Genomic DNA, 17,281 nt, shown 5'->3' on the forward strand with positions numbered 1-17,281 from the left:
CTCCCGACGCGAGAAGGTGTCCCGCTGGGAGAGCGGTCGGGTCGTGCCGGAGCGAACCGCCCAGCTGGCCATAGCCCGCATCCATGGAGTACCGACCGTCGAAGTCGGCTCCCTGGGTTGGCCCTTCTGGCTCTACCCGTACAGCCGCCACGTACTGATGACGGCCCAGCCGTGGCACTGCGGCAACATCGTCGATGCCTTTCGGGGTCCTGGCCCGGGTCGGACCCTAGGTTCGGCGCATCAGGGCTCCCTCACGGTGACAGGAAGCGGTCTCAGCGACTTCCTGTCTCACGCCTTGACGGCGCTCGCAGAGCACTCGAATCCCTGGGAGCCCATGACCGCTTCGAGCGTCCGGGACATTCTCGCCGGACGCGTGAGCGAACTGGAGAGCATGCACCGCGAAGCGAACGGCCCGAGTCTGGAAGCGACCGTCACCAGCGAGTTCAGCTTCCTGGCCGAAGTCCTGGCGGGCTTCGGGAACGACGGCATGACACGGTCCGAAATACTGGCCCTTCTGGTGCGGGTGTCAGTCCTGGGCGCAGCGATCCACTGGGAGCGGTCGCAGTACACGGCGGCGGAGGAGTATCTGCTCCTTGCGGTGAGAGCGGCGGTTGCCATCGGATCCGGGCGGCTCACGAAGAGCTGCTTGGCGGACCTCGCGGCCTTGCGCGCACGAGCAGGGGAGTTCGCCGACAGTCATGCCCTGAGGGCTGCGGCCTCTGCCGCGTTCCCCGGGAGCAGGAGAGGGGCAGTAAGCGGGACGTACAACCCCGCGTTTGCGCCGGCGCCTGGACACCCTGTCGTTGTCGCGTGCGAACAAACCCCAGCCGTGGTTCGCTCGCCATCCGACAAAGCGCTGGGTTCCGAGGTTGTGGGCTGGTGGAGTCGTTCTCAGGAGCGGGCTATGCCCGGCAGGATGAAAGGACGCGGAACATGACGCTCGGCATCGACAGCAACGTGCACGTCGCCAACCACATGAAGGAGGCCATCTACGTGATGCCGATGGCCGATCCCGGCTGGACGCTGGCCGATGTGATCGTCGATTCGGCGGTGGTCACGGCCGTTCTCGGGTTCTCCGGCTTCTCGGGCATGCCGGCGGCGTCGGTGACCTTCGGCAACCTGATAACGGTCCTGGGCGGTATGGGGACGATGGGGACGTTGGCCGCAGCTTTGAAGAAGAGCTCGATCACCATCCCCGCCGGGCGGGTGGAGAACGTCTTCAGCCGCTTCCGGGTCACAGCAACGTTCATCGCGAGTTCCATCGCCGGGATGCTCGGTGCGAAGACGGTCAGTCTGCTCATCGTGGCGGAGGACGGCCGTACCGTGCACCTCACGACCGATCCCGACCACTCGTGGATCGCCACTGACAAGGGCATCGTGCGGGCGGTCTACGGCACTCTCAATGCGCAGGACGAGGAGGCCGGCTTCGTCCCCTGGGTCACCCACGGGGCAGAGGACGACACCGCAGAGCTCCCTGTGACCGGCGGGTAGCTGGACGATGCCTGACCCAGTGCCCGGCGGCGGCCCCCGGCAGCAGAGGTGGGTCGTTGCCGGGATGGCTACTCCGTAGCTGCCGCATGGTGTTGAACAGCCACGAAACTCCGGCATCGGCACTCGCCGAGGCCCGACCGGAAGGACCTGACGATGACCGCCAAGCTCGCGTACCACTGGCACCTGCGCAAGGTGATGGCGGACCGCGGGATGTTCTCCACCACCGACCTCATCCCCTCACTGGCCGAACGAGGCATCACCCCGTCGAGGAGTCAGGTCTATCGTCTTGTGGCCGAGCGGCCCGAGCGACTGAGTCTCACGATCCTCATGGCCTTGCTCGACATCCTGGACTGCACCACGGATGACCTCATCGAGCCGGTGGCCCCGGCCGGTACGGGGGAGGAGTCGAAGAACGCCGCGGCGGACAGCACCGCACCGCCGCTTGTCGGCGGGACCGGTGACACGGCTCACGAGACTCCGACTGTTCAACCAGAGGCCTGGACGGACGGCTACTTCTCCGTGTCCCCGAGCAGTCGGGCCACGGTGGCGGCCGGCTCGCCCAGCAGCCCAGGACCGCTGCCTCCATGCACACGGCCGGAAGTCGAACTCGGTGTGCCCGTCGCGGCGGTGGGTACGGATGTCCACCTCGGTCTGCAGGGACAGGATCGCGGAACGGTCGGACATGGCCTCCGGTGAGATTGGCCGACGAGGTGCGGTGCGTCGGCGGTCCGGTGAAGACCCTGGTGGGCTTGGCGCTCGCGTCTGAGTACCGGTCCGGTACAAGTACGGCATGCTGAACCGGGGGCGGATGGATGCCGGCCGACCCACCAATGCCGCACCGGCCCCCGGCCGTACCCGGGCGGGCGGGTGGTGCGGGTCAGCGGGCGGCGGTCAACTCCCGTTCGGCGACCAGCCGGAAGCTCCGCGCGGGGCGACCGGTGAGGCGGCGGACGGTGTCGGTGGTGCGGTCCTCGGCGCCCTCCGCGATGGCCCGGTCCATCCCGGCCAGCATCGCGGCGAACTCCTCCGGCACCAGCGCGGCCAGCCGGGCGCGCTGTTCGTCGTACGTCAGGTGGCGGTGGACGACCGAACGGCCGGTGACCTCCGTGAGGACGGCGGCCACGTCGTCGTGGCTGAGCGCCTCGGGCCCGGTCAGGACCAGGTCGGTGTCGGGCGCGTGGTCGTCGGTGAGCGCGTGCACGGCCACGGCCGCGATGTCGTCGGCGTCCACGAAGCCGACCCGTCCGTTCCCGGCCGCGGTCAGGATGGTGCCGTCCTCGCGGATGCCGCGCGCGTGGAGGTGCTCGCCGGTGAAGTTCTGCATGAACCAGGACGGCCGCAGCACCGCCCACTGGTCGAACAGGCCCGGCAGGGCCCGGTGCACCACGCCCACCGCCGGACCCCCCTCGGGCACGGCCGAGGAGCTGAGGAGCACCGCGCGGCGCACGCCGGCGGCCCGGGCCCGGCGGAGGAACGGCAGCATGACCGTGGCCGGCTCCGGGTCCCCCACGGGTGGCACGAGGTAGACGCGGTCGGTGCCGGCGAGGGCGCCGTCGAAGGTGGCGGGGTCGAACCAGTCGAAGCGCACCGGCTCCGTGCCGGGCACTGGTGTGGCACTGCGGCCGGCGGCCCGGACGCGGTGCCCGGCGGCGACGAGCCGCGCGGCGGTGCGGCTCCCGGTGGTGCCGGTGGCGCCGGTGACCAGGACGGTGCTGGTGTCGTTCATCGCGCGCTGCTCCCCGTGAAGTCGAGACCGGGCTGCTGGAGGGCGAGCGGGTTCCAGTAGTCGCGGTAGGCGGTGAAGCGCCCGTCCCGGACGGTCACGACGGCGATGTAGGACATGTCGAAGGGGTCACCGGTCCGGACGACGCGGCCCACGCCGCGCATCTCGACCACGATCGTTTCGGCGTCGGTGGTCCGATGGATCCGCAGCTCGGGGAAGTCGTGCAGGTCGATGTGGTCGGGGTAGTCGCGCATGTAGGCCGCGACGGCCTCCCGGCCCTCCAGGCGCCGGGGCAGGCCCGGCGGCGCGAAGGGGAACTCCATCACGCCGTCCTCGGCCCACAGGCCGACCCAGGCGGGAATGTCCTTGTCCAGCAGCAGGCGCAGGCTGTGGCGGTACAGCTCCGCCGGTGGGGTGTTCGCGGGCATGGGTCCTCCGTCGCTTACGATACGGACCAGCGGTCCGCTTCGAGCACGATACGGACCGGCGGTCCGGATCGCAATCGGAGGAAGCAGATGACCGAGCGCAAGCCACGCAAGGACGCGACCCGCAACCGGGCCGCGGCCCTCGCGGCGGCCGACGAGCTCTTCTCCCACGGCGGAAGCGCCGAGGACGTCACCATGGCCGACATCGCGGCGGCCGCCGGGGTCGGCAAGGGGACGCTCTTCCGCGCCTTCGGCGACCGCACGGGTCTGATCCGGGCCCTGTATGCCGCGCGGCTCCAGCCGCTCACGGAAGCCGTCGAGGCCGGCCCGCCCCCACTGGGGCCCGGCACGCCCCCGCTGGAGCGCGTACCGGCCCTGCTCGACGCCCTGCTCTGCTTCAAACTGGACAACCGTCACCTCGCCCTGGCCCTGGAGGGCACCGGCGCGGACAGCCCCTACCGGACGGAGCACTACGAGCAGTGGCACACCCTCGTCCGGGAACTCCTGCACCGGATCCCGGGGGCGGCCGACGGCGACTTCACCGCCCACGCGCTGCTCGCGGCCACCCGTGCCGACCTGGTGGAACACCTGGCCGGCACGGAGCACGCCTCCCGCGAGGACCTGCGGGCGCAGCTGGCGCACCACGTCGCCCGGGTCCTCGGCGTCGCGTGACGGTCCGCCACCCGGCGGGGTGGCGGCCGGGAGGAGCGGACCAGGTGTCAGGAAACACCCATCCCGTCCTCAGACTGCTCAAAGCGGCGCTCCCTAGCGTCACTGGACATGACGAAGCGAAGCGTCCCCCTGTCGAGGCTGCTGGCACCCGTCGGCATCCTCGCGGCCGCAGGCATCATCAGCGGGGTGCTGCAAGGGAGTTCCGGTGCCGCCGAGAGTCGGCCGCGGATGTCCGTCGTGGCCGACCCGGCCCCGGTGTCCGCCCTCTCGGCGCCCGCCACCTCCGCTCCGAGCGCCACTGCTACCCCGACCGCTACCGCTGAACCGAGCGCCACCCCGAGTCCTGGGCCCACTCCCACGCCCGCCCCCGCCCCCGTTGCGGACGAGGCGCTGCGCAGCGCCGCCGCCCGGGCGGGTGGCGCGCTGTCGGTCTCGGTCACCGACCTGACGACCGGTCAGTCGCTCACCTACGGTGCGCCCGGCCACGGCTTCGCCACCGCCAGCATCGTCAAGGTCGACATCCTGGCCACCCTGCTGCTCCAGTCCCAGGACGGCGGCACCGCGCTGACCGCCGCGCAGCAGGACCTCGCCACCACGATGATCGAGAACAGCGACAACGACTCGGCGACGGCCCTGTGGAACGAGATCGGCCAGGACGGCGGGCTGAACGCCGCCGACCGGCGGTTCGGGCTGACCGCCACCACCGGTGGCGCGGACGGTTACTGGGGTCTCACCGCCACCACCGCCGCCGACCAGGCGCAGCTGCTGCGCCAGGTGTTCACCGGTGACTCGATCCTCTCCCCGGCCTCGCGCGGCTACGTTCAGCAGCTGCTCGGCCAGGTCGAGAGCGACCAGCGCTGGGGGGTGAGCGCGGCGGCGACCGGCGGTACGTCCGCGGTGAAGGACGGCTGGCTGCCGCGTGACGCCGACGGCCTGTGGGTGATCAACAGCATCGGCACGGTGGAGCACGACGGGCACCGGCTGCTGATCGCGGTGCTCTCGGACGGCAATGCCGACGAGTCCGGGGGCGTCGCGCTGGTCGAGTCAGTGGCCCAGGCGGCCGCCGGTTCGCTGAGCGGGAGTTGAGGGCCCCGCCGGTCGGGGGGCCTCGTGGTCAGCCGGGGAAGACCTGGCCCAGGAGTCGCTGGAAGGTGTGCCGGTCCGCTTCGTCCAGCTGGGCCAGGCCGGTGAGGCCGGACATCAGGTCCAGCCGGATCTGCCGTACGGTGCGCTCGCCCTCCTCGGTCAGCACCACGTTCTTGATCCGCCGGTCGGCCGGGTCCACCTCGCGGCGGACGAGTTCGCGGGCCTCCAGGCGGTCGACGATGCCGGTGACGTTGGAGGCGTCGCAGGCCAGCAGGTCGGCCAGGGTGCGCATCGGGCGGGGCTCGCGCAGCAGGCTGAGCGTCTTGCCCTGCATGAGGGTGAGGCCGCGTTCGGCCGCCAGTGCGGCGAAGTTGCGGTAGTAGGCGGCCGCGGCGCCGGCGACCTGGTCCATCAGCTCGACCGGGGTGGGGGCGGCGGAGCCGGTGGCGGTCGGGGCGGCGGTCGGGGCGGCGCTCTGGGTCATGGGTCGAGTGTAGGCGGGATTGCTTGACTTCTTCAATCTTTCAGGTCTACCTTCAAGACATTGCTTGAAGACATCAACCTTGCAGGCTTCAACCGTCCAGGTCCCGCCCGCTGTCTTCGAGCGCCGACCGGCGCATGCCTGCGCGCGGCCGGCCCCTCCTGGAAGGACCCCCACCTGATGAGCCACGCCGCCCATCGCGCCGTGCCCAGATCTGCCACGGCCACCGCCACCGCCACCACCGGGCGCCGCGGCAGTACGCCCCTGATCCTGGCGCTGGGCCTGGCCGCGATGGTCGTGGCCATGGCGCAGACCCAGGTCGTCCCGATCCTCGCCCTGCTGCAGAAGGAGCTGCACACCGGTGCCGCCGGCGTCAGCTGGGTGACCACCGCCGCGCTGCTCTCGGCTGCCGTCTTCACCCCGTTGCTGGGCCGGGTCGGCGACCAGTTCGGCAAGAAGCGCACGCTGCTCGCCGTCCTCGCCGTCATGGTGGTCGGCTCGGTCATCGCCGCGACCACCACCTCGCTGGCCCTGCTGATCATCGGCCGGGTGCTGCAGGGCTCCGCCACCGCGATCTTCCCGCTCGCCCTCTCCGTGATCCGCGACGAGGTGCCGCAGGAGAAGCTGCACGGGGCGATGGCGCTGGTCAGCGGAACGCTGGCGTTCGGCAGCGGCCTCTCGCTGGTGGCCACCGGGCTGCTCACCCAGGGCTCGCACCCCGACTACCACCTGGTCTTCTGGTTCTCCACCGCGCTGACCGTGCTCGCCCTGGCGGCCGTCGCCGTGGTGGTACCGCACGGCGGCTCGCCCACCGGCGGCCGGGTCGACGTGCTGGGCGCGCTCACCCTGGCCGTCTTCCTGGTCCTGCTGCTGCTCGGCATCTCGCAGGGCCACGAGTGGGGCTGGTCCTCCGCCCGCACGCTGGGCTCGCTGGCCGGTTCCGCCGTCTTCGCCGCCCTCTGGGTCCTGGTCGAGCGACGGGTGCGCAACCCGCTCGTGGACATGCGGATGTTCGTCCACCGCCAGGTGCTCTTCACCAACCTGACCGGGCTCTTCGTGGGCTTCGCCTCGTTCGCCCAGTTCATCGGCATCTCCTACCTCGTCCAGATGCCGGGCCGGCTGACCGGCTACGGCTTCACCGCCTCGGTCCTGCGCGCCTCCGTCGAGTACCTGCTGCCCAGCGCCCTGATCGCCCTCGCCGCCGCCCCGGTCGGCGGACTGCTGGTCCGCCGGATCGGCGCCCGCTCCACCCTCGCGGTCGGCGCGCTGATCGGCGTGGCGGGCTTCGCCTGGCTGGCCTTCGGGCACGGCGCCGAGGCCGCGGTGATCACGGCGGGCATGCTCACCGGCATCGCGATCTCCTTCGGCTACGCCGCGATGCCCGCGCTGATCGCGGCCAGCGTGCCCCTGGAGCAGACCGGCATCGCCAACGGGATCAACTCCATCTCGCGCTCGGTCGGGAGCTCGATCGCCAGCGCGGTGGTGACCTCGCTGCTCGCCTCCAAGACGGTCAGCTACGCCGCGCTCGGTGGCGCCGCGCTGCCCGCGGAGAGCCAGTTCACCCTCAGCTTCGTGATCGCCGCGGTCGCGCTGCTGCTGGCCGCCGGAGTTGCGATGGTCGGGCTCAGCAAGCACCACCGGCCGCTCACCGCGCAGGCTGGTACGGAGGCCGGCGAGCAGCCGCGCGCCGCAGCGGTCACCGCAGCGGTCGCAGTGTCGGCCGATGCCGAGGCCGTCCCCGACAAGTCCTGATCGACCAGCCGACCCCTCCCCACCCCACCCCACCCCGTAACGCCCCTTCCCTGCCGACCTGGAGCACCACCCATGACTTCCGCCCTCTTCGTCGTCACCGGCGCCACGCACTGGACCCTCGCCGACGGCACCCCGCACCCCACCGGCTTCTGGGCCGAGGAGCTCGCCGAGCCGCACCGGATCTTCACCGAGGCGGGCTTCGAGATCACCATCGCCACCCCCGGCGGCGTCCCGGCCCCCGTCGACCGGGGCAGCCTGAGCGCCGAGGCCAACGGCGGCGCCGCGGGCGGGGGCCGGGAGAAGGCCGAGTGGCTGGCCGCCTACCTGGAGGCCATCCGCGCGGACCTGGAGCACCCCGCGAAGCTGGCGGAGGTCGACCCGCAGGCGTACGACCTGGTCTTCTACCCGGGTGGCCACGGCCCGATGGAGGACCTCGCCGTGGACGAGGACTCCGGTCGGCTGCTCACCCGGGCGCTGGCCTCGGGCAAGCCGCTGGGCGTCGTCTGCCACGCCCCCGCCGCGCTGCTCGCCGCCCGGGACGAGGACGGCGGCTGGCCGTTCGCCGGCTACCGGATGACCGCCTTCACCAACGCCGAGGAGCAGGCCGTGGGCTTGGCCGCGGGCGCCAAGTGGCTGGTCCAGGACCGCCTGGTCGAGCTCGGCGCCGACTTCGTCGAGGCCGCGCCCTTCACGCCGCACACCGTGATCGACCGCAACCTCTACACCGGCCAGAACCCGGGCTCCTCCGCCGAGTTGGCCCGCACCCTGGTCGCCGCCGTGGCCACCGACCCGGCCACCGTGGTGGCACGCCTGCGCGCCACGTTCGCCACCGGCCGCACCAGGCCGCTCGATTGGCGCCTCGCCCAGCTGGGTGCGCTGCGTGCGCTGCTCAGCGAGCAGTCCGACGCCCTCCTGGCCGCGCTCCACGCCGACCTGGGCAAGAGCGCGACCGAGGCCTACCGCGGCGAGGTCGGCTTCACGCTGAACGAGATCGACCACACCGTGGCGCACCTGGAGGAGTGGCTGGAGCCGCGGCCGGCCGCCGTCCCCGGCGCCTTCCTGCCCGCCGAGGCCCGGGTGGTCCGTGACCCGCTCGGCGTGGTGCTGATCATCGCGCCGTGGAACTACCCGCTGCAGTTGGCCCTCGCCCCGCTGGTGGGCGCCCTCGCGGCGGGCAACACCGCCCTGGTCAAGCCCAGCGAGCTCACCCCGGCGACCTCCGCGGCGATCGCCCGGCTGCTGCCGCGCTACCTGGACCGGGAGGCCGTGGCCGTGCTGGAGGGCGGTGTGCCGGAGACCACTGCGCTCCTGGAGCAGCGCTTCGACCACATCTTCTACACCGGCAACGGCCAGGTCGGCCGGATCGTCATGACGGCCGCCGCCAAGCACCTGACCCCGGTCACCCTGGAGCTCGGCGGCAAGAGCCCCGTGGTGGTCGAGCCCGGCGCCGATCTCGCGGTCACCGCCCAGCGGCTGGCGCGCGGCAAGTTCCAGAACGCCGGGCAGACCTGCGTGGCCCCCGACTACGTCCTCGCCGTCGGCGACACCGCCACCGCCCTGGAGGCGCACCTGGCCGAGGCCGTGCACGCCCTGTACGGGGCGGACCCGGCGAGCAGCCCGGAGTACGGGCGGATCGTCAACGAGCGCCACCACGACCGGCTCACCGCCCTGCTCGGCGACGGCCGGACCGTCATCGGCGGCGACCACGACCGCGCGCAGCGCTACCTCGCGCCGACCGTGCTGGCCGAGGTCTCCCCGGAGGCGCCGGTGATGCAGTCGGAGATCTTCGGCCCGATCCTGCCGATCATCGCCGTGCCCGACCTGGACGCCGCGATCGCCTTCATCAACGAGCGCGACAAGCCGCTCGCGCTGTACGCCTTCACCGAGTCGGAGCGCACCAAGCAGCGGCTGGCGACCGAGACCTCCTCGGGCGGCCTCGTCTTCGGCCTCACCGTCTCCCACCTGGCCGTCCCCGAGCTGCCGTTCGGCGGCGTGGGCGAGAGCGGCATGGGCCGCTACCACGGCGAGTACTCGATCGACACGTTCAGCCACCTCAAGGCCGTCCTCGACAAGCCCCTCGCCTGACGGGACGGGGCGCCGGCTCCCGCCGACCACCTCCGATCGGAGGTGGTCGGAAACGGGCAGGAATGGACGGCGGTCCGTCGGTGCCCCGACACCGTCCGATCGTCGGGCGGTGAGGAAATACCCTTTCAGGGCATTGACTTGACGGATCGTTGGATTCGCATGTCCCGGTCATTATGGTGGCGGAGTACCGGCGCCCGAGGGCGCCGGTGAGCCCGACGTGTGGACGGCAGACAGGAGTCGCCGCCGTGACCGATCCCGTTCCCGTTGCCGACCTGGTGCTCTTCCCGCACTGCGACCTGCACATGGCGCTGGCCGGCACGCCGCCGCTGACCCTCACCCTGGCCACCCGTACGGAGCGCACGCCCGCGACGGGCGGGTTCGACGTCGTGCCGGTCCCGCCCAGTGCGTGCGACGTCGAGTTCTTCGCACCGTTCAACGCCAAGGGGCACCGGTTCGACGGGGTGCCGACGTACCGGAAGGACACCGGGGTGGTCACGGCCACGACCCCTGGGGTGTTCCTCTTCCAGGCGCACACCGGGGGCCAGTACCTCGTCGGCCGGCTCCAGGTCCACCGGTCGGTCGTCGGCTGGTGGTTCGGCAACGACTCCCTCACCACCGCGCTGGACGCCACCGTCGCGCACGCCCAGCCGTCGCTGTACGCGAAGTTCAGCGACGACGCCGGTGCCGGGACGGACCTGATCGGCGACATCACCGGGCACGGGTACGTCCAGCTGGTGCCGGCCGACACCCGGCAGCTCGCCGTGACGCCGAACGGCCGGGTCCGGGGTGTGGCGGCTACCCAGCCGGGCGCCCCCTGGACGCTCTCGGGCCTGTTCCCCGGCCTGGGCGGGGCGCAGCTCCTGCCGGTCCAGGTCGTCGACTACGCCGCGCCGCACCCGGTGACCCAGGAATGGGGTGCCAAGGACCTGACGGGCCTCGACCGCAAGCACAACGTGCTGTTCCTCGCCGAGGGCTTCCGCGAGCAGGAGCGGGCGAAGTTCGACTCCATCGTCACCAGGACGATCCACGAGCTGTTCGAGAAGCCCGCGCACGAGCCGTACGGGATGCTGGGGGGCGGCTTCAACGCCTTCACGTCCTTCACCCCCTCCCCACAGCACACCGTCACCTGCGGATTCCGGGTCGCGGCGGGCGAGGAGACGCTCGAGGCGGGCCGGTCGAGGGGCACCGGCTTCCCGATCCCGTCCAACGCGATCGGCGGCGGCGCGCTCTACACGCTGGAGGAGCTGGTCCATCGGGTGGGGCTGCCCATGCGCGGGGACCAGCGGTCCGGCCTGGTGGCGACGTGGCAGGCGCAGGACCTGGACATCGACCCGACCAGGGTCAGCGAGGACCTCGTCACGGCGTGGAAGAAGCACCAGTCGGTCGGGATCCTGCACGCCCGCGACACCGTCTTCGGCTTCCAGCTGGGCCGCCGGCTCGCCGACCGCTCCTCGGGTACGGGCCCGGTGGGCAGGCCCGCCGACGACGGCGTGGGAACCGCGGGGGTCAAGGAGTTCGTCGCCAGGCTGTACGAGTTCTACGCGAGCGGGCCGACCCGGAGCCTGACCTTCGACCCGCGCCGGCACCCGCCGGAGCTGTACATGGGAGCGGGGCTGGTCAACCCCGCCAACACCCTCCTGCGCTACGTCCGGAGCCTCAAGGTCGCCGACTCGGCGGTGGCGGTCGGCGACCAGTGGCAGCCCGACGACGACAGGTTCCAGCGCAGCCGGGGCCTGATCGCCATGATCGTCAACGACGGCGTGGACGGCGGGACCAACCTCAACGGCCGGACGGTGACGGCCCAGACGGTCAACCAGTACCAGGGGCTCTCCTACGTCTACGCCAATGCGACGGACCGCCGCGAACTGCGCCGCGACCCGCCGTCCGACATCGCCGTGGACATCGACGGCATCATCGGAACGGTCTCCCACGAGTTCGGCCACAGCTTCAACCTGTCCGACGAGTACGAGGAGTTCGACGGTGAAGGGAGCGACGGGACCCTGACCACGGACCTGTTCGGGGACAACGTCTCGGTGTTCGGATTCCTGCGGATCGGCCCGGGCACGGACCCGAAGGACCGGCGGATCGACGCGGACAAGGTCAAGTGGCTCCAGCTGCCCCGCATCCGCCTCGCCGCCGTCCTGCTCGCCGACTCGCAGAACGTGACCAGCCCGGTCCAGGGCGTCAGGCTCTCCATCGGCACCCGCGACACCGCGCAGTGGCAGCAGGCCCAGACCCTCCTCACCGAGGTCCGGCTGCGCGACTTCGGCATCAAACCCTACGGGCAGCAACTCCCGCTGGACACCACCCCCGCCCACTACCTGGACGGGCTGATCGTCGGCAAGGTCCTCCCCGCGGAGGGCGCGATCATCCTCACCAGGGCGGGCAGCGCCCCCTTCCCGACGTTCCGGGCCGGATCGATCGTCTTCGCGCCGTTGAAGGACGGGCAGCACCAGCCGCTCCTCGTGGTGGAGCCGGAGGTCCTCACCTTCCTCCGGAACAGCCGTGCCCCGCTCAACCTGGACCCGGACAACAAGAAGCGGAACTCCGGTGAGGACACCCCCGTCGACATCCCGGGTTTCAGCCCGCCCTGCAAGGGCGCCCGGCTGATCGGGATCTACGAGGGCGGCGCCACCTACTCCGCCTCCCACTACCGGCCGACCGGCCGCTGCAAGATGCGCGGCAGCGCCCAGGACTTCTGCCACGTCTGCGCCTGGCTGATCGTCAACCGGGTCGACCCCGCCTTCCACGCGCTCCTCGACAGGAAGCTCTACCCGGAGTCCAAGGAGGAGGCGAAGAGGCATGAGTGAGCCGGGCACCTTCGAACGGATCCTGGCGGAGGTCGGGCAGGCACTGCTGCCGCTGCGCGACGCGCTGGCCGGACCGGCCGCCTTCGCCGGGCTGCTGCGCCGCCTGGGCTGGTCCGTCACGGACGTCCCGCAGCCCTTCGTGGACCTGCGCGGCGCCGTCGAGACGCTCTACGACAGCCTGCACACCCTGCTGGGCGACGGCGGGCTGAACGTCGACGGCACGGTCGGCGACGGCGGTGCCTCCGCCGCGGCCTCCTTCTCGCCGGACGACGTGCAGCGGGCCCTCGGCGCCGTCCAGGCGGTCGTCAAGGGCATCCACGCGATCACCGACGCACCGGCCTCCACGATCCCCGACGTGCTGCGCGCGGACGGCTTCCCCACCCTCTTCCCCGGCCAGCTCCTCGACTTCCTGATCGTCACCTACCTGCAGCGCTACCACCCGACACTGGGCTTCGCCCTGCGCGGCCTCGGCGTGGTCAAGGCCCGGTACGCCCCGGCCGCCGGGAACCGCCCGCCGTACGTGCACCTCGGCCTCGACCTCGGCGACCTGCCCCGGACGCTCGCCGACCCCTCGCAGGTGTTGAAGGACGCCTTCGGCTGGGGCACCGCCGACTTCGACCAGCCGGCGCTGCTCTCCCAGCTGGACAACCTGCTGCGGACCATCGGCGCCAACGTCGAGACCGGGAAGGTCCCGCCGTCGACCGCGCTGGTGCTCCAGGGCGCGCCGCCGGACCCGTTCGGCCCGCCGCCCACGACGCTGGCCGCCGTGCTCTTCCAGCGCGTCCAGCCCTCGGCCGAGATGGCCGCCGCCGTCCGGCTGCTGCCGCTGCCCGCCGCCGGCGGCGCCCCGCCGGGCCTCGCGCTGCTGCCCTCGTTCACCGGCCGCCAGGGCTTCCGCTTCGAGCTCGGGCCGGACATCGCCGTCACCATCCGGGGGGACCTCGACCTCCAGGGCGGCGTCGCGCTGCTGGTGCGGCCCGGCCGGGGCATCGAGATGGTCCTCGGCTTCGAGTCGTCCACCGGGCCGGTCCATGCCAAGGGGTCGATCGACGTCCAGGTGGAGCGGTCCGGCCCGACCGGCGAGCCGCAGGTGCTGTTCGGCTCGGCCGGCGGCACGCGGCTCCAGCTGCGCCGGATCGCCGGTGCGGGCGGGGTCCGGCTGGTCGGGGACGCCGTCGACTTCTTCGCCGAATTCGCTCTGGAGGGGCTGGAGTTCGTCTTCTCGCCGGCCGGCGCGGACGGCTTCGTCGGCGCCGTCCTGCCGGCCGGCGGGTTCACCGTCGGCGCGGACCTCACCGTCGGGGTCTCCTACCGGCAGGGCTTCTACTTCCGCGGCACCTCCAACCTGGAGATCCAGCTCCCGACGCACCTGGAGCTCGGCCCGCTGGAGATCCAGGGCCTGACCATCTCCGCCTCACCCGGCCCGGACGGGCTGCCGATCGGCCTCGGGGTGTCGTTCCGCGCCCGACTCGGCCCGGTCACCGCCGTCGTGGAGCAGATCGGCCTCTCCGCGGACATCGCCTTCCGGTCCCAGGGCGACGGCAACCTGGGCCCGGTCGACCTCTCCTTCGGCTTCAAACCGCCCAAGGGCGTGGGCCTGGCCGTGGACGCCGGGCCGGTCAAGGGCGGCGGGTACCTGTACTTCGACCCGGACCACGGCGAGTACGCCGGCGCCCTCGACCTGGAGTTCGCCGGACTGGTCGAGCTCAAGGCGATCGGACTGATCACCACCCGGATGCCCGACGGCAGCGACGGCTTCTCGCTGCTGATCGTGATCACCACCGACTTCGGTGCCACCGGCATCCAACTCGGCTACGGGTTCACCCTGCTCGCCGTCGGCGGGCTGATCGGCCTCAACCGCGGGATGAACCTCCAGGCCCTGGCGGAGGGCGTCCGGACCGGCGCGGTCGAATCGGTGATGTTCCCCAAGGACGTCATCGCCAACGCCCCCCGGATCCTCTCCGACCTGCGCCGCTTCTTCCCGCCCGAGGAGGGCCGGTTCCTCATCGGGCCGATGGCGAAGATCGGCTGGGGGACCCCGACGCTGGTCAGCGTCTCGCTCGGGGTCGTCGTCGAGATCCCGCCCGGGAACATCGCCGTCCTCGGGGTGCTCCGGTGCGTCCTGCCCAGCCAGGACCTCCCGCTGCTGGCGCTCCAGGTCAACTTCGTGGGCGCGCTGGAGGTCGACCGGTCGCGGCTCTGGTTCTTCGCCGAACTCTTCGACTCCCACATCCTCACCATGACCATCGACGGCGGGATGGGCCTGCTCGTCGCCTGGGGCGACTCACCGGACTTCGTCCTGACGGTCGGCGGCTTCCACCCGTCCTTCAAACCGCCGCCGCTGCCCTTCCCCGTCCCCAAGCGGCTCTCGGTGGACATCCTCAACCGCCCCGGCCAACTGATCCGGGTCTCCGGCTACTTCGCGGTCACCAGCAACACCGTCCAGTTCGGCGCGGCGGCCGAACTCCGGCTGGGCTTCGGCGGGTTCGGCATCGAGGGGCACCTCTCCTTCGACGCGATGTTCCGCTTCTCGCCGTTCGCCTTCACCATCGCGATCTCCGCCGGGGTCACCTTGAAGGCGTTCGGCGTCGGGGTCTTCGGCATCGACCTGGACTTCGCACTCGAAGGCCCCTCGCCCTGGCGCGCGCACGGACGCGGCTCCATCTCCCTGCTGTTCTTCGAGATCTCCGCCGACTTCGACATCAGCTGGGGCGAGGAGCACAACACCACGCTCCCGCCGGTGGCCGTACTCCCCCTGCTGGAAGGCGAGTTCGGCAAGACCGAGGGGTGGCAGACCAGGCTGCCCACCGGTGGCCTCAACCCCCTCGTCACCCTCCGGCACCTGCCCGACACCGACCAGCTGGTGCTCCACCCGCTCGGCACGCTCCTCGTCCGCCAGCGCGCGATCCCGCTGGACGTCCGCCTCGACCGGATCGGCGCCCAACGGCCCAGTGACGGACGGCGGTTCGCCATCGCGCCGGCGCCGGACAGCGGCCTGGTCCGGGTCTCCGTCACCGGCGACAAGTTCGCGATGGCGCAGTTCCAGGACATGGACGACGCCGCCAAGCTCTCCCGGCCGGCGTACGAGAACCAGGACGCCGGACTGGAACTGACCGCGGCCGCCGGCACCCTGCTCTCGCCCCGGGTGGTCCGCCGCAGCGCCCGGTACGACCTGCACGTCATCGACAGCGGGATGCCCGCGAGCGCCGCCGCCGCCCGCCGGGTCGTCCCGATGGCGGCCGGCTCCGGCACCGCCGCGCCCAAGCGCTTCCACGACGTCAGCCCCGCGGTGTTCAACCAACTGCTCCAGGGCAGCAGCACCAGCCGCTCGCCGGTCTCGCAGCGGGAGTCCAGGCTCCGGCAGCCCTTCCCGCCCGAGGAGACCGTCCGCCTCACCGACCGGCGCTACGTCGTCGCCAACCTCCGCAACAACGTCCAGGCCCACCCGCCGGCCGGCGGCCTCGCCGCCGCGACCTTCCGCAGCCGGACCACCGCCCAGGACGCCCTCGCCGACTGGATCGGCCGGGACGGCAGCCTCGCCGACCGGCTGCACGTCATCCCGGAGGAGGAGGCGGTGGGCTCGCCCGCCACGCCGGGGAGCTGGACCGCCGGCGGCAGCCTCCCGTCCGCCGCCCGGGGCGTCGAGGCGATCCGGCTGACCAGCGGCAAGGTGCTGGTCGCCGGGGGAGCGGACGCCACCGGCGCGGCCCTGGCCACCGTCGCCCTGTTCGACCCGGTCGCCGCCACCTGGACGGCCGCCCCGCCCCTGGCGACCGCCCGCCGCGGGCACAGCGTCAGCAGGCTCGGCGACGGCCGGGTGGTCGCCGTGGGCGGCCGCTCCGCCGACAGCGGAGCGCCCGGCCCCGCGCTGGGCACGGCGCTGGGCACGGCGTTGGGCACGGCGGAGGTCTACGACCCGGCCCCGGGCACCTGGGCGCCCACCGCCGGAGCGCTGACCACCGCCCGCCACGGGCACGCGGCGACCGTCCTGCCCGACGGCAGGCTGCTGGTCACCGGCGGCACCGGAACGGACGGCCGGGCCCTGGCCACCGTGGAGCTGCTGGACCCGGTCGCCCGCACCTGGTCCGCCGCCGGCCCGCCGATGACCGACGCCCGGACCGGGCACCGGGCCGTCCTGTTGAGGAACGGCAAGGTGCTGGTGGTCGGCGGCGCGCTGCCCACCGGCGGACCGGACGCCGCCCTGGCCCACTGCGAACTCCACGACCCGGCGACGGGCTCCTGGACCCCGACCGGCAGCCTGCTGACCGCCCGCAAGGGCCACCAGGCCACCCTGCTCGCCGACGGCCGCGTCCTGGTCACCGGCGGCGACCCGGTGGCCGGACCGGTGACCGATCCGGGGGGCTGCGACCCGCACAGCCTCGCCACCGCCGAGGTCTACGACCCGGCCACCGGCACCTGGACGGCCCTCGGCCCGATGCCCGGCGGCCGCCGCGGCCACCGCTGCCTGGCCCTGCGCTCCGGCCTGGTCCTGCTCATCGGCGGCACCGGCGGCCCCGCCTTCGCGGCGGGCCACCGCAACGTGACCGTCCTCGACCCCGCCCTCGGCACCTGGACGGCCACCGGGCCCCTCGCCACCGGCCGGTCCGACTTCGCCGCCGTGGAGCTGGCGGACGGCCGGGTGCTGGTGGCCGGCGGCACCGCCCTGGCGGGCGCCGCCGCCCCCGGCCCAGCCCCGACCGAACCCGCCGCCACCGCCGAGCTGTACGCCCCCTGACGCGGCGAGGCCCGCGACGCG

Annotated in this window: 11 protein-coding genes and 1 pseudogene; 9 read left to right on the top strand and 3 right to left on the bottom strand. The window is 72.6% G+C overall.

The features are described from left to right. Positions 1 to 43: 43 nt before the first annotated feature. The 3 genes and pseudogenes from ACFV8H_RS11230 to ACFV8H_RS11240 form a co-directional block, all read left to right on the top strand. Positions 44 to 937, top strand: a complete 894-nt coding sequence (locus ACFV8H_RS11230) for a hypothetical protein (RefSeq protein ID WP_380398534.1) — start codon at positions 44 to 46, stop codon at positions 935 to 937. After that, entirely contained in the window at positions 934 to 1,491 is a 558-nt protein-coding gene (locus ACFV8H_RS11235) for a hypothetical protein (protein WP_380398536.1), read from the top strand. Before ACFV8H_RS11230 ends, ACFV8H_RS11235 begins: the two co-directional genes overlap by 4 nt. A gap of 153 nt (positions 1,492 to 1,644) precedes the next feature. Further along, a pseudogene (locus ACFV8H_RS11240) lies at positions 1,645 to 1,950 on the top strand (helix-turn-helix domain-containing protein); the annotation flags it as partial. Positions 1,951 to 2,368: 418 nt separating this feature from the next. On the opposite strand, the gene ACFV8H_RS11245 reads toward ACFV8H_RS11240, so the two are convergent. Together ACFV8H_RS11245 and ACFV8H_RS11250 are read right to left on the bottom strand one after the other, a co-directional pair. Beyond that, a complete protein-coding gene (locus ACFV8H_RS11245; protein ID WP_380398538.1) occupies positions 2,369 to 3,217 on the bottom strand; it encodes an NAD(P)H-binding protein in 849 nt (282 codons plus the stop codon). Next, on the bottom strand, positions 3,214 to 3,642 hold the full coding sequence (locus ACFV8H_RS11250) for a nuclear transport factor 2 family protein (protein WP_380398539.1): 429 nt from the start codon (positions 3,640 to 3,642) through the stop codon (positions 3,214 to 3,216). The genes ACFV8H_RS11245 and ACFV8H_RS11250 overlap by 4 nt, the downstream gene beginning before the upstream one ends. Before the next feature lie 87 nt (positions 3,643 to 3,729). Between ACFV8H_RS11250 and ACFV8H_RS11255 the strand changes: the two genes are divergently transcribed. Together ACFV8H_RS11255 and ACFV8H_RS11260 are read left to right on the top strand one after the other, a co-directional pair. Beyond that, positions 3,730 to 4,311: a TetR/AcrR family transcriptional regulator gene (locus ACFV8H_RS11255; RefSeq protein ID WP_380398541.1), complete on the top strand. Its 582-nt coding sequence runs from the start codon at positions 3,730 to 3,732 to the stop codon at positions 4,309 to 4,311. A gap of 108 nt (positions 4,312 to 4,419) precedes the next feature. Then, a complete protein-coding gene (locus ACFV8H_RS11260) occupies positions 4,420 to 5,397 on the top strand; it encodes a serine hydrolase (protein ID WP_380398543.1) in 978 nt (325 codons plus the stop codon). Positions 5,398 to 5,425: 28 nt separating this feature from the next. Here ACFV8H_RS11260 and ACFV8H_RS11265 read toward each other — a convergent pair whose 3' ends face one another. Continuing rightward, positions 5,426 to 5,881 carry a MarR family winged helix-turn-helix transcriptional regulator gene (locus ACFV8H_RS11265; protein WP_380398545.1) on the bottom strand — a complete coding sequence of 152 codons (456 nt, stop codon included), beginning with the start codon at positions 5,879 to 5,881 and terminating at the stop codon, positions 5,426 to 5,428. A gap of 177 nt (positions 5,882 to 6,058) precedes the next feature. On the opposite strand from ACFV8H_RS11265, the gene ACFV8H_RS11270 reads away from it, so the two are divergent. The 4 genes from ACFV8H_RS11270 to ACFV8H_RS11285 all read left to right on the top strand — a co-directional run bounded on the left by ACFV8H_RS11270 (position 6,059) and on the right by ACFV8H_RS11285 (position 17,260). Then, a complete protein-coding gene (locus ACFV8H_RS11270) occupies positions 6,059 to 7,630 on the top strand; it encodes an MFS transporter (RefSeq protein ID WP_380398547.1) in 1,572 nt (523 codons plus the stop codon). 72 nt (positions 7,631 to 7,702) lie between these two features. Next, entirely contained in the window at positions 7,703 to 9,715 is a 2,013-nt protein-coding gene (locus tag ACFV8H_RS11275) for an aldehyde dehydrogenase family protein (protein ID WP_380398549.1), read from the top strand. 245 nt (positions 9,716 to 9,960) lie between these two features. Next, positions 9,961 to 12,525 carry a hypothetical protein gene (locus ACFV8H_RS11280; RefSeq protein WP_380398551.1) on the top strand — a complete coding sequence of 855 codons (2,565 nt, stop codon included), beginning with the start codon at positions 9,961 to 9,963 and terminating at the stop codon, positions 12,523 to 12,525. Beyond that, the gene (locus ACFV8H_RS11285) at positions 12,518 to 17,260 is read left to right on the top strand and encodes a DUF6603 domain-containing protein (protein ID WP_380398553.1); all 4,743 of its coding nucleotides are present in this window, start codon (positions 12,518 to 12,520) and stop codon (positions 17,258 to 17,260) included. The genes ACFV8H_RS11280 and ACFV8H_RS11285 overlap by 8 nt, the downstream gene beginning before the upstream one ends. The last annotated feature ends 21 nt before the right edge of the window (positions 17,261 to 17,281 follow it).

The organism is Kitasatospora sp. NPDC059827, assembly GCF_042731675.1.
Lineage (GTDB): Bacteria > Actinomycetota > Actinomycetes > Streptomycetales > Streptomycetaceae > Kitasatospora.